The organism is Paenibacillus sp. J22FR21 (genome assembly GCF_056269135.1).
Genome location: NZ_JBWDNJ010000005.1, coordinates 482,811 through 496,167, shown reverse-complemented (window position 1 = coordinate 496,167; position 13,357 = coordinate 482,811). Strand labels below are relative to the sequence as shown.

The following is a 13,357-nucleotide window of genomic DNA, read 5'->3' as shown; positions in this document are numbered from 1 at the left end:
CGGTGAACCAGGCACAAGGGAGTGAGTCACAGATGACAAAACGCTTACTGACCGCCACGGACCTTAAGGTTTCGTTCTTTACCCGTGAGGGGGAGAATCAAGCTGTCCGCGGCGTCAGCTTTCATATTGATGCAGGGGAAACCGTCGGCATCGTCGGCGAATCCGGCAGCGGTAAGAGTGTAACAGCCAAAGCGCTGATGGGACTTATTCCGCCGCCGGGCAAAGTGCTTCAAGGGGATATTGAGTTTGACGGGAGATCAATCACCAATCTAACGGATAAAGAATGGCGCAAGCTGCGCGGCAATCGGATCGCGATGGTGTTCCAGGACCCGATGACGGCGCTCAATCCCGTACAGCGGATCGGGAAGCAGATGTCGGAGATTATTGAGCGGCATCGCGGCTTGAGACCGAAAGCCGCGCTCGCCGAGGCGATCGAGATGCTGCGACAAGTCGGCATTACGGAGCCGGAGCGGCGCGTGCGTCAATACCCGCATGAGTTCAGCGGGGGTATGCGTCAGCGGGTCATGATCGCGATGGCGCTATCCTGCCAGCCGGAGCTGCTCATTGCCGATGAGCCGACAACGGCGCTCGACGTGACGATTCAGGCGCAAATTCTGGATTTGCTCAAGGAGTTGAAAGAACGCTCCCAGACTGCAATCGCGCTCATTACGCATGATTTAGGCGTAGTTGCGCAGGTGTGCAGCCGCGTTGTCGTCATGTACGGCGGCATGGTGATGGAGGAAGGACCGGTAGAGCAGATCTTCTACAGTCCGCAGCATCCTTACACACAAGGATTGCTTCGTTCCTTGCCGAAGCCGGGCAATGGCTCCAAGGAGCGGCTGGTGCCAATCGACGGCACTCCGCCTAATTTAATAGACCCGCCGCCGGGTTGCCCGTTCATGGCGCGTTGTCCGCATGCCATGTCCAAGTGCGCAGCACTGCCGCCGGTCACGGAGGTTTCGCCGGGGCACCGTTCGCTGTGCTGGTTAACGGTTGACAAGGAGGTCGGCAACCATGAGTGAACGACGTGATGATTTGCTCGTAGAAGTGCGAGGACTGAAGAAGCATTTCACGAAGAGCACAGATGTATGGGGAAGACCGACCGAGGTGCTGAAGGCCGTTGACGGCGTCAGCTTCGGCATCAAACGCGGAGAAACGTTCGGCCTTGTCGGCGAGTCCGGCAGCGGTAAGTCTACTGTCGGCCGCTGCTTGCTTCGGCTTTATGACTATACAGCGGGTGAGGTTCACTTTGACGGCCATCAGCTGTCATCGCTTGGCGAGCGGCAGTTGAAGCCGTTCCGTCGCCGCATCCAATCGATTTTCCAAGATCCGTATTCATCGCTTAATCCCGGCATGAACGTGCTGGAGCTAATTGGGGAACCTATGGATATTCACGGGCTGCATCGCGGCGCTGAACGCAAGGACGCCGTGGCTGCGCTGCTCGAGCGGGTTGGACTGAAGCGGGAGCATCTGCTTCGTTATCCGCATGAGTTCAGCGGCGGTCAGCGTCAGCGGATTTCAATTGCCAGAGCATTGTCGGTGCGACCGGATTTTGTCGTATGCGACGAGCCGATCTCGGCACTCGACGTATCCGTTCAGGCGCAGGTCATTAACATGCTGGAAGATTTGCAGCAGGAGTTTGGCTTAACGTATCTCTTCATTGCGCATGACTTGTCGATGGTACGGCATATTTCGGACCGGATTGGCGTCATGTACGGCGGCCGGTTGGTCGAGGTAGCATCAAGCGAGGAGTTGTACGAGAATCCGCTGCATCCTTATACGAAGGCGCTGTTATCCTCGATCCCGGTACCGGACCCGCGTGCAGTAAGCGAGCGCGTGATCTGGACGAAGGATGCCGGGGCAATAATGCCGGATTTGCGGGAAGTCAGCCCGGGTCATTTTGTAGCGCTGGAGTAGAATGGATTGATACAGTAGGGAGGAAATCATGATGGCAGCAGAAGGAACGGAACGGGTGAAATTATCCCAATGGGACGCAATGCTGATTGAATCGCTGCGTGTACTGGGCTGGTCGGACGATGAACTGATTCGTCGTACTCAGCAAGGCGACCTGCCGAAGGATGACACCAGCATTTATGAGTTCAACTACGAGGAGCTGGCGGCTTTCGCTGCCAAAGAACCGGCAACGTTCGAAGCGGCGGTTCGCTCCGGGTATCAGATCAAATACAATACCATTCGCGGCATTCGCAGCTGGATTGCCATTGCATTCGTTCAGGAGCCTGAGCTTGTGCTCGAGGAAGGCCGCGAAGCGGTTGTCACTACGCTGACGCCGGCGGAGAAGGCGCGCCTGTCGGGGGTCTTGTCGCATGGCTGGACAATTCTCGGCGACGAGAGTGAAGCGGAGGCCGGTGCTGGCACAGGTGCGGCGGTGTATCGGATCGTACCGCAGCCGCAGGCTTAACGGCATAAAGTAGCTCCATGAATAGCTGTTCCCCAAGTGCATCTTGTGACTTGGGGGCAGCTTTTTTGTGTTGCAGTATTGGCGCCTCTATTGCGTAGTATTGCTTGCGCGGCGTCTCTCCTCTTTACTAAGGCAGCGCCTCCGGCCTCATGTACTGGTCACGGAACATAGAGGGCGTTACGCCTTCGGCGAGGCGGAAGCGCTCGATGTAGTAGCTCGGCTTCGAGAAGCCGACCTCAATGGCGATCTGTTTCACGGGTTTGGACGTCGTAATCAGCATTTGCTTCGAAAGCTCAATGCGCTGCATATTCAGATAGGTTAGCGGCGGCATCCCCATCTGCATGTGGAAAGTCCGGCTGAAATAAGCCGGGCTTATTCCGCATTGATCGGCCAGCTTCTGCAGCGGCAAATCCTTGGCGCAGTTCATGCGCATGAATTCGGCGGCGCGCCTGATGGCATGCACCAAGCCGGGCTCGCTTGGCGCGTTCAAGTCAGCGGAATGGAGCAGAATTTCGAGCAGGATCTCATACGATAAGGCGGCATACCGTGGTACGCAGGCCATATCGTTCTTGCTTGCCGCGTCCCAAAGCTCTTCCATAAGCGCGATCAGCCGCGTATTGCTTTCATACGAGAAAGCCCAGACATCTCCGATCCGCTTATCGCCGATCAAATCCCGGATCCCTTCCCCGCTCAAGTAAATCCACCACACTTCCCACGGGTCATCCGCGTAGGTCCCGAAGTGCTGATGCTGATCCTCCGCATAGACGAAGCCCATGCCGGGCTTCAGCTCAACGGATCCGACACTCGTTCGGAGCCACCCGCTGCCTCGTACGACAAAGTGAATATTGTAGAAATTCTGTGCATAACGCATGCCATTAACGAAGTGATTGGGCTCATCGAAGATATGGCCAACGCCAATTGGGTATGCCGGGAAACGGTTAAAATCGGGTTTGGCTAAAAAGTGGGCATCGTACATCTTCATCAGCTCCGCAAAAAGTTGGTATATAAATCGCAAAAAACAGGCATCCGATTCGCGATAATAATAGTATATATTGAGTTTATGGAAGACGAAATAACAAAATCAATATACTTCTTAAGTGGAAGGACGCTGAGGCATGGAGTATACGACATTTGGACGAACGGGACTTAAGGTATCCAAGCTTGGCCTGGGAGGAGCACCAATCGGAGGCGACTTCAAGGATGTCAATGAAGCGGAAATCGAGCGCGTCATTCACGAGTCGCTGGATCTGGGCGTTAATTTCATCGACACGGCTCCGTTATACGGAGGCGGCTTATCGGAAGAGCGCTTCGGCCGGGCACTCGTCGGTGGAAGACGCGAGAAGATTGTACTCGCCACGAAAGCCGCGCGTTTCGATAAGGATTACGATTACGCGGGCATCATGAACTCCGTCGAAGAAAGTCTAAAGCGCTTACAGACGGATTATATCGATCTGCTTCAGCTCCATGATGTGGAGAAGAAACCGTATGACGTCATTATCAACGAAGCGATTCCGGCGATGCAGAAGCTGCGGGAAGAAGGCAAGATTCGTTATCTCGGTGTAACGACTCGCAACCTAGATTTGCTGAAACGTTATATGGAGACCGATTTGTTCGATTCCATTCAATTCTACGCACGTTATATGCTGCTCGATTATTCAGCTGCCAAGGAGATCATTCCGCTCGCCAAGGAGAAGAACATCGCGGTGATTAACGGCAGCGTTCTCGGCATGGGGCTTCTTGCGGATGCGCCTGCGAAGTTCCTGAATGAAGAACTGACCAGCGAAGCAGCCAGACGTATGGAGAGTTTAGCGTTCCTGCGGCGCACGGAGCCCAAAGGGCTGGTTGAGCCGGGGATGCGTTTTAGCCTGCAAAATCCGGATATTCATGTCACGCTGACCGGCACCGCTTCAAGCCGCTCATTGCGTGCCAACATCTCCTATTGCGACGGCCAAGGCTTGGCGCCGGAAGATCACAGCCGAGTGATGAGTTTGTTCGCCGACAGCCCGTCCTTATTTGCCTAATCCTATTAATCCCATTCATGATCCAACTAATTAACCATCTAAAGGAGCGTTTGCGACCATGACCTATATTGTGAAAAACACCCATACGATCAGCGATGAATTGCTGGAGGAATTGAAACTGGTCAGTGTAAGCACAGCTTCCCATACCCTTGTTGAGATGGGGTACCGCAACGCCTATATGCAAGGCATTATGCCGCTAAGCTTCCCCGAAGGTCAGGAAAGTGCGGTAGGCCGCGCGGTAACCTTGCGTTTCGTCCCACTTCGTGAGGATCTCGTGAAGCAGCAGTATGACACCCTTCCGGAATCGCCGCACCGGGTTGCGCTGGAGTCGATTACGCCGAATGATGTGCTCGTGATTGATACCGGCAGCCATATGGAAACCGGCGTAATCGGTGATATTTTTACACGTCGTCTGCGTTACCTTGGTGGTCAAGCCATTATCGTGGATGGCTGTATCCGCGACTTGCAGCGGGTAAAAGCAGTGAATTTCCCGGTGCTGGCCAGAGGCGTTCACGGCGGCGCGATTCCGCGGTCGTTGATGTCCGTTGGTTTTAATGAACCGATTCGCTGCGGCGGGGTGTCTGTCGTGCCGGGCGATATTATTTTGGTAGACCGTGATGGGGCTGTAGCGATTCCGCCGCAATGCGTGGAGGATATCGTCAAGATTGCCAGAGCGCATGATGAGCTGGAGGAGCGCTGGATTAAGATGAAGCTGGACGAAGGCGCGTCTCTGCACACGCATTACCCGCCAAACGCAGAAGCGAAGATTGAATTCGAGAACTGGAAGAAGGAGCATGGCTATGCTTAAACTGCATGCTAATCTTGCTTTCTATGAGCCGCCGAAGTGGGCGCTGCTGGAGCGTCAGCTCATCAATCTGATGAACGACGCGGTAGAGCCGTTATTGGAACGGTATATTCGTCCGGACGGCACGATTCTGTGGCCAACCACGGATACTCATACCGGCATCGATGCGTTGGACGATATGTACGAGAGCTTTTTCAATTGGCCGTTGTTCTATATCTTAGGCGGTCATGAGAAGTTTAAGACGTTGTCCAAGAAGGAATTCGACGCGATTACGACGCAATTCGCGCGTTACGATTCCGGTACCGGCCACAAAATGGTCGAGAAGGAATATGAGCAGGGCTATGACTGGTTCCACCAAGGCGAAGGGTATACGATGTTCTACCATATGGGTTTGATGGACCCGAATGATCCGGTTATCAAAGAGCGGGCGAAGCGTTTTGCCGGACTATTCCTAAACGAAGACCCGGAAGCGATCAATTATGACCCGGAGCATCGCATCATACCTTATCCGCATTCAGGCAGCAAAGGTGCGACTGACCGCAATTTCACGACTCATTTTAGCGGCTGGTACTATATCGATTGGATGAAGCACTACGGACTGCACTTCCAGGATGTGCCGGGCGTGGCAACGCTGGATGATTTGAAGCATGACGAAGGCGCGCTGGCGATGGGCAAGGCGATTGTCGAACGTGCCTCGCGCGGCGATATTCCGCTGAATTTGCTCGCCACCAGCATGGTGACGAATGCGTATTTGCACACGGGCGATCCGAAGTACAAAACATGGGTGAAGGAGTACGTTGATGCTTGGATCGACAGGGCAAAACAGAACGGCGGCCTGATTCCGGATAATGTCGGCTTGAACGGGATCATCGGGGAGCATAACGGCGGCAAGTGGTACGGCGGTTGGTATGGCTGGACTTGGCCGCATGGCTGGGTAAGTATTGGTCAAGGCGTTGGTGTAGCTGCGCAAAATGCACTGCTGCTCGAACGGGATCCGGTATACATGGAGTTTCTGCGCTCACAGCTGACCATCATGAACGACAAGGCGATTGTTGGGGAAGATGGCACCCGCTATTTGCCTAATAAATTCGGCGATCCGGGTTGGTATCAGTATACGACCTCCAATATTATTCTCGATGACGATGGGAAGACGGTGACGTGGAAGGATCATGCGTTCGAGTTCACGACCATCGAGCCGTTCTATCCGACGCATCTCTGGTACATGTCGATGGAGGAAGCCGACCATACGCTTCTGAAATCGCTTCGCAATTATGCTAAGCCGGATTACAATCAAATCCGTTATTTCCGGAACAAGGACCAAGCCGGGCATGATTATTGCTGGGTTTCCTATTTGGAAGGGGAATATCCGAGCTATCCGGAAGAGATTCTGAACTATAATTTGACGCAGATTTATCAACGTCTCAGCTTCATGAGGACGGATACGGAAGATCCGGCCGGCTACCGGGACGATTACTTGCAAATTCGCAATACGGTAACGCTGGAAGGGTTGCTGCAGCTTACACTCGGTGCGCCGTCTCCGCTGTATAACGGTGGTCTGCTGCAGGCGAGGCTCCGTTATTACGATGCCGATGCGAAGCGACCGGGATTGCCTGCCGATGTGGCGGCGCTGGTTGAGAAGCTGGAAGCGGAACGGACGACGGTGAAGCTGGTCAATCTTCACCCGACAGAGTCCCGCAGCGTAATCTTGCAAGCAGGCGCATTCGGCGAGCATCAATTCACGAATGTGGCGTATACGGTGTTTGGCGCTGCTGTGAACGATGGCAGCCAGCTTAGCGCGTCCACGACGATGGAGAAGCTGCCAAGCGGCTTGTTCAATCCGCAATCGGCAACAGCTGCTGCAGAGGTAAACGATAAGTGGCTGCAAGTGACGATTGAGCCAGGCAGCCATACGACGCTTGAACTCGGCATGGCCCGGTTCGCAAACGATCCATCCTATCAGGAGCCTTGGAGTGAATAACATGTCTAATGAGATCGAACGGATCATCTGGATTTCTGCCATTAAGCCGGGTATGGAGGAGGCATTCCTGACCGAGCTGGCTGGAGCGGATGCTTCATTAAAGGCGCGGCTGAAGCAGTGCGGCGTAGAAACATGCAGCGTATTTCGCGAAGGGCGGTACCTGTTTACTTATTTGGAGCAGTTGCAAGGCGGCAATAGCGACGGCACCAGCAATCAGGTCGAGCGGGCTCGCTTATGGGCTGCCGATGAGAAGCTGTCAGCACTGCTGGAAACATGGCCGAATATCGGCGGAGATGGGGGCAGCCTCGAGCTGCGGATGAATGATATTTTTCACGATGACCTTCCGCACTCTGACGTACCTTGGCGGCATCCGGACTACCGGCCAACGCAGCGGGTCGGCAGTCTGTCGAGGCTGAAGCCGGATCAGTACGCCAGTTATGTATTCTTGCATTATCAGCTGCAGGAAGAGAAGCCGAGATTGTTCAACAAATATTATATAATCGGCAGTCTGGGCGAATATATCTTCTCCTATCAGGAGCTCCCCGCAATTGTGGAGGCACCTCGAAAGGGACTGCTCTCAACGAACGAAACACCGCCTGATTGGGGCGTAGCGATGGAGCCGCATTTCGAGCCGTGGACGGATAAACCGGAAGCGGAGCGACTTTGGTGTGTGATGGAAGAGCTGTTCTATATGGGCCGAGAGTAGGCAGCTGCATAACATGAATAAACCTTACCTAGCTTGGAGGTACCGCGAACGTTGCGAGCCGCCCATGCAGGATAAGGTTTTTCTGTATTTCTGTATGCACTTACATCTTTATGAGGCCGACAACTGGAGCAGGCTGAGTTTGTCCTAACGGTTGTCAGCGTAACTATTTCATGCAAATCAGCTATTTTGAAAATCTACGGTTGTGGCAGACGTTATTTGCGGCAAATGGGTCGATTCCCAGTGGAAATCGTTCAAATAAGCTCGCTGGCAACCGTTAGAAAATAAAAAGGGGAAATTGGGGCCAAATAACCACTGTGACAACCGTTAGCGCTGAAATGCGACGACCAAGCATGCGCTCATCGCGGCGGTCGGAGGTCAGATCGTGCCGTGTGCCGGGAGCTACAAAACCGACGTTGTATCAAACGTCGGTTTTCTCGACGCACTCTAGCGCTGACTTTCCGCTTATGCCGACTGCTTATCGAATAAGTTAAACATGCTGTTATAAATGACCGCAGAGAATGCGGCGAGGACGGCCAGCAACGTAAACGTCCATGTGAAGCCAATCCAGCTGGTTAGCGGAATGGTGAGCGGCGAGAGTGTCCGTCCGAGAGTGTAGCGCAAGCTGGCGGCGGCAAAATATTGCCCGCGCATCTCTTCCGGCGCAAGCCTTGCAATGAAGGCCTGCTGCGGTCCTGCGGACATCAGCTCAGCTAAGGTGAAGATGGCAATCGCGAGCGTGAAGCCCCAGAAGGTGGACATGAGGCCGAACATCTGAATGCCTACGGCATAGAGTAAGGCGCCTCCGATGAAGATGTACCGATCGCGGAAGCCGACAATCCACTTGGTCACAAGGACGGTGAAGAGAGCGACGAGCAGTCCGTTCTCGGATACGATCAGGCCAAACAACTGTTGTCCGGTGACTTCCAGATGCCAGTCCTTGAACGAGAAGATCGTGGCTTGCTGAATGGTTTCCTTCAAGAAGACCGGGAACAAGAGGTCGAGCTGCATGAACGTTTGCGAGAGCAGAACGCCCGCTATGGTGAAGAGCAGAAAGACGCGGTCCGACGCGATAACCTTGTAGTCCCGCAGTTGCACAGCGACTGCACGGTACCAAGGATCGCCGGCATTCGAGCGTTTGCGTTCGGCGAGTTTCTCCGGAAGCGTCTCCTGCAGGCGGTAGTTCATGAAGAGCGCGAGCAGCATACAGATAATGGCGGCTCCCATCAATACCGAATATGGATTATCCTCATATAATAGCGACCCGAGCAACGGTCCGACAACAACGGCTACGTTGGCCGCGGTATAGAAGATGGCGAAGACACTCGCCTGGTCTTTCTCCTCGACCACATCGGCGACCATCGCTTGGCTGGCAGGCCAGTACAAGGCACCGAAGAAGCTCGCCATGGTGAAGCCGGTGAAACCGAGAATCGGCATCGACAGCCACGGAGATGCGGCAAGGGCGAACAGTCCATAACCGATGGCTTGTCCATATGCGGCAAACACCATCATGCGCTTGCGTCCGAAACGGTCCGCGCAGTAGCCACCGAGCAAATTCGCAAATACGGATAACAGCTGAGACAATACGAGGAGGACACCGGTCCAGCCTTTGCCGAACTCGCGGGTGAAATAGATGGAGAGGAAAGGAAAGAAGGTCCAGAAAATAACGTTAAAAGCAGCTTCCCCGCCAAGGCGGATTTTTAAATTTGAATCCCAATCTCTGATTTTCATGTTGTGCAAATCCCTCTGGTTCTAAGTGTTTAACCATCATACACCTTCTATTCATATTGAAACAACAAGAAATGGCTGTCATAATTGAACGAACAGTACAAATGACAAAGAGGTGTCTATGTCCAGCGATACGTCTTATACGACCGAAGAAATAGCCAAGCTGCTCAAAATATCCAAGCTCACCGTGTATGATCTGATCAAGAAAGGCGAGCTCCCTTCTTACCGGGTCGGGAAGCAGATCCGGGTGGATGCTTCCGCTCTTGACGTGTACAAGCATCGGGCACAAGGAACCGGAGCCTCCGGTCAAGGAGCCGCGCACCAGCAATTACAGTCACACTCGCAGTCGCAGGGACTCACATCGTCGTCGGCCTCGACTTTTCCGTTTGCACCGCAGCCGGGTACTGCTTCAGAACGCTCGCTTGTCATCACCGGCCATGATAGTAGCCTCGACATGCTGAGCAAGCATATGGAGAAGCAATTGCCAGGCTATCGGCCGCTGCGTTCATTCGTCGGCAGCACGGACAGTTTGATCTCCATGTACAAGGGCGAATCCGACATCGTAAGCACCCATTTGCTTGACGGCGATACAGGTACATATAATTTGCCCTATATTCGAAAGTTACTTGTCGGCAAGCCGGTCATTGTCGTTCATCTGCTCGCGCGTTCGGCTGGCTTCTATGTCAAACAAGGGAATCCGAAGCAGGTGCGGACATGGGCGGATTTGAGTCAGCCGGGGCTAAGAATCGTAAACCGCGAGCAAGGTTCGGGTGCGCGCGTGCTGCTCGATGAACAGCTGAGGCTGCATCAGATTTCAGCGCAGCAGCTGGACGGTTACCGGGATGAAGAACATAGCCATCTGGCTATCGCCGGCAAAATCGCCTCGGGTGAAGCCGATGTTGGCGTTGGGATCGAGCAGGCAGCAAACATCGTCGGAGGCGTCGAATTCGTGCCGCTTATTCAGGAGCGTTACGATCTGGTCATGCTGAAGCGGCCGGATAATCTGCGGTGGATCGAAGCCATCGTGCAGATTATTCAATCCGATACTTATCAAAGTGAACTGCGGAGCATTCGCGGTTATGATTTACGGGAGAGCGGACGGATTCTGCTCGATATGTAAAATGACAAAGAGAGCCCCTCGGCGAGCACTTCACTTCGATGTGCACGGCGAGGGGCTCTTATGCATGAAATCCCCTTCGCCACGCAGCATGCGAGGCAAAGGGGATTCTCCAATTAGTGATCTTCTTTGGTTATTCGATTGACGATCAGGAGCATGATAAAGGAGAGCACCACCATGGATCCGGCCCACGCCCATGCCATCCGCATGCTGCCTCCGTCCATCGCAACATAGATGGCGGTAGGAATCGTCTGCGTTCTGCCCGGAATATTCCCGGCGATCATGAGCGTTGCTCCGAATTCGCCGAGCCCGCGTGCGAAGCCCAGAATATAGCCGGTCGTCACCGAGCGAAAAGCGAGAGGAAGCGTAATATATCGAAACACCTGCCATTCGGACGCTCCGTACACCCTTGCCGAATTTTCCAGTGAGCGGTCTATTCCCTCAAAGCCGGCTTTCATTGTACGATAAGCTAGCGGAAACGCGACGACTACAGCAGCGATGACGGCAGCTTCCCAAGTGAAAATAATCGGACCGCCGAACAGCTGCTCATAGAGCTTGCCGGCCCAGCTTCGCCGACCGAAGGTAACGAGCAGGATGAACCCGATGACCGTTGGCGGAAGCACGAGCGGGAGCATCAGAATCGCATCGACAATGCTTTTGCCGAAGAATCGCATTCGGGCCATCCGCCAAGCGATGAAGACGGATAACACCAGCATGATGACACTGGCGATCAGCGATACTTGGATGGAAAGTGATATGGGTTCAAGAAAGGTTGGCCAATCCATTGTTCATCATCCTGACTTATGACTTATGGCAGCATAAAACCGTATTTGACGAATATAGCATCAGCCTTGCTGCCTTGTAAATACGTATAGAAATCAGCAGCCTCTTTCAGATGTTTCGTGTCTTTCACGATACCGGCCGGATAAAGAATCGGCTTATGAACGCCCGGAATAATACGAAGAGCCACTTTTACTTTCTTGGAAGTGAGCGCATCTGTCCTATAGACGAAACCTGCATCTACATTCCCGGTCTCTACGTAAGTCAGCACTTGGCGAACGTCTTTAGCGTAGACCAGTTTGGATGTAACAGAATCCCATACCTTGCGAGTAGTTAACGTTTCTTTCGCATATTGACCGGCCGGAACGGATTCCGGTTGACCGATCGCAATCGTTTCGATATCTTTATCCGCCATTTGCTTAACGGTAGTAAATGCTTTCTTGCTGTCGGTTGGTACGACCATGACGAGCTCATTCTTCAGCAGCAGCGAGCTGCGGTCAATTAGCTTCGCATCACTAAGTGCGTCCATTTGTTTCTGACCTGCAGAGAGGAACAAGTCAGCAGGAGCGCCTTGCTCGATTTGCTTCTGCAAGGTACCGGATGAACCAAGGTTAAACACCAAGTCAATCGTAGGATGGCTGGCTTCATAGCCTTTCTCGATTTCAGCAAGGCTGTCCTTCAAGCTTGCGGCAGCCGAAACAAGCAGCTCTGTTTTCTTCGAAGCAGCGATTGCAGGTTGTGCCGTTGCAGCAAGAAGAGCCACTAGCAAGGCGATGCTCAGCATCTTCACAGCAGTGCGTTTCATCATAAGTAAGAACACTCCATTTCATCGTCTATGAAATCATGTATGTGATGTATCGTAACATAGTAGCCTACTGAATTGAATCTCTATTTTATATTTAGATCTATTTAGTATGGTTTAGTAATAACTAGTGTGAAAACTAATCTGCAAAATCGGGAGAAAAGATCATAGTGAATAGACGTTACAAGCGCAAGCTTCTTATTCTGTGCGTTGGTTTTATTTTTGCAATTCTATCCTTCACTATTGGCGTCAATCAGCTGCTTACTTACAAGAAAGCGGTGGTTGTATTCGCCTCGGGCAGGGAGTCAGAGGTTCAGATTCCGGTGCTCTGCTATCATTCGATTACGGATAAGAAATCAGGGGAGTATGTGGTCAGTCCGGCTCACCTCGAGGAACAGATGCAGTGGCTGCACGAACAAGGCTATCGGAGCATTAACTTGGATCAATTCGAGCTATTAATGAAAGGAAAAATGCCGAACGATGGACGAAATGTGCTGATCACGTTCGATGACGGCTATAAGGACAACTATACGAATGCCTATCCGATCTTGAACAAGTATGGTTATGTGGCTGTGGAGTTTCTGGTGACCAACTGGGTTGGCGGACCGGACTATATGAATTGGAGCGAAGTTGATCAGCTTGGCAGCAGCGGATGGGATCTGATGTCACACACGCGGACGCATCCGTATTTGCCCCTCCACACGGCGAAAGGCCAGGTTGATGAAATTGCCGGTTCCAAGGCCGCACTTGAGAAGCATTTCTCCAAACCGGTTCGTGTCATCGCTTATCCGTATGGACTGCGCAGCTTTGAGACCATGAAGATCGTGAAGGACAGCGGGTATGATTATGCATTTACGTTCGATGATGGCATGACAACCTCGTTGCAGAATCCATATCTTCTAAAGCGGCTGTTCATCTCCGGTGAGCTGGATCTGCCTGCGTTTGAGCAGAAGATGGAGCCACAAGGTGAAAGCTAATCGCTTTATGAAAAAAGAACCTTCAAC

Annotated in this window: 13 protein-coding genes; 9 read left to right on the top strand and 4 right to left on the bottom strand. The window is 52.9% G+C overall.

Annotated features, from left to right (window positions below; genetic code table 11):
- The first annotated feature begins 32 nt into the window (after positions 1–32).
- From AC0YNS_RS20640 to AC0YNS_RS20630, 3 genes are read left to right on the top strand one after another with little or no spacing between them, the layout of a single operon-like run.
- On the top strand, positions 33–1,022 hold the full coding sequence (locus tag AC0YNS_RS20640; protein ID WP_475782854.1) for an ABC transporter ATP-binding protein: 990 nt from the start codon (positions 33–35) through the stop codon (positions 1,020–1,022).
- Positions 1,015–1,917, top strand: a complete 903-nt coding sequence (locus AC0YNS_RS20635; protein ID WP_475782853.1) for an ABC transporter ATP-binding protein — start codon at positions 1,015–1,017, stop codon at positions 1,915–1,917. Before AC0YNS_RS20640 ends, AC0YNS_RS20635 begins: the two co-directional genes overlap by 8 nt.
- A gap of 31 nt (positions 1,918–1,948) precedes the next feature.
- On the top strand, positions 1,949–2,419 hold the full coding sequence (locus AC0YNS_RS20630; protein WP_475782939.1) for a hypothetical protein: 471 nt from the start codon (positions 1,949–1,951) through the stop codon (positions 2,417–2,419).
- 127 nt (positions 2,420–2,546) lie between these two features.
- Here AC0YNS_RS20630 and AC0YNS_RS20625 read toward each other — a convergent pair whose 3' ends face one another.
- Positions 2,547–3,395, bottom strand: coding sequence for a helix-turn-helix domain-containing protein (locus tag AC0YNS_RS20625; RefSeq protein ID WP_475782852.1), 849 nt, complete (start codon positions 3,393–3,395; stop codon positions 2,547–2,549).
- Between the two features lie 139 nt (positions 3,396–3,534).
- Between AC0YNS_RS20625 and AC0YNS_RS20620 the strand changes: the two genes are divergently transcribed.
- From AC0YNS_RS20620 to AC0YNS_RS20605, 4 genes are read left to right on the top strand one after another with little or no spacing between them, the layout of a single operon-like run.
- Positions 3,535–4,440, top strand: coding sequence for an aldo/keto reductase (locus tag AC0YNS_RS20620; RefSeq protein WP_475782851.1), 906 nt, complete (start codon positions 3,535–3,537; stop codon positions 4,438–4,440).
- 58 nt (positions 4,441–4,498) lie between these two features.
- Positions 4,499–5,248 carry an RraA family protein gene (locus AC0YNS_RS20615; protein ID WP_475782850.1) on the top strand — a complete coding sequence of 250 codons (750 nt, stop codon included), beginning with the start codon at positions 4,499–4,501 and terminating at the stop codon, positions 5,246–5,248.
- A complete protein-coding gene (locus AC0YNS_RS20610) occupies positions 5,241–7,223 on the top strand; it encodes a DUF8034 domain-containing protein (RefSeq protein WP_475782849.1) in 1,983 nt (660 codons plus the stop codon). Before AC0YNS_RS20615 ends, AC0YNS_RS20610 begins: the two co-directional genes overlap by 8 nt.
- Position 7,224: 1 nt before the next feature.
- Positions 7,225–7,929 (top strand): hypothetical protein, encoded by a 705-nt coding sequence (locus tag AC0YNS_RS20605; protein ID WP_475782848.1) that lies wholly within the window; start codon positions 7,225–7,227, stop codon positions 7,927–7,929.
- A 462-nt stretch (positions 7,930–8,391) separates the two neighbouring features.
- On the opposite strand, the gene AC0YNS_RS20600 is transcribed toward AC0YNS_RS20605, so the two are convergent.
- Entirely contained in the window at positions 8,392–9,657 is a 1,266-nt protein-coding gene (locus AC0YNS_RS20600) for an MDR family MFS transporter (protein ID WP_475782847.1), read from the bottom strand.
- A 118-nt stretch (positions 9,658–9,775) separates the two neighbouring features.
- Between AC0YNS_RS20600 and AC0YNS_RS20595 the strand changes: the two genes are divergently transcribed.
- Positions 9,776–10,774, top strand: coding sequence for a substrate-binding domain-containing protein (locus tag AC0YNS_RS20595; protein ID WP_475782846.1), 999 nt, complete (start codon positions 9,776–9,778; stop codon positions 10,772–10,774).
- A 113-nt stretch (positions 10,775–10,887) separates the two neighbouring features.
- Here AC0YNS_RS20595 and modB read toward each other — a convergent pair whose 3' ends face one another.
- Together modB and modA are read right to left on the bottom strand one after the other, a co-directional pair.
- Entirely contained in the window at positions 10,888–11,556 is a 669-nt protein-coding gene (modB, locus tag AC0YNS_RS20590; RefSeq protein WP_475782845.1) for a molybdate ABC transporter permease subunit, read from the bottom strand.
- Between the two features lie 23 nt (positions 11,557–11,579).
- On the bottom strand, positions 11,580–12,359 hold the full coding sequence (gene modA / locus AC0YNS_RS20585; RefSeq protein ID WP_475782844.1) for a molybdate ABC transporter substrate-binding protein: 780 nt from the start codon (positions 12,357–12,359) through the stop codon (positions 11,580–11,582).
- 164 nt (positions 12,360–12,523) lie between these two features.
- On the opposite strand from modA, the gene AC0YNS_RS20580 reads away from it, so the two are divergent.
- Positions 12,524–13,330, top strand: coding sequence for a polysaccharide deacetylase family protein (locus AC0YNS_RS20580; RefSeq protein ID WP_475782843.1), 807 nt, complete (start codon positions 12,524–12,526; stop codon positions 13,328–13,330).
- Positions 13,331–13,357: the final 27 nt, after the last annotated feature.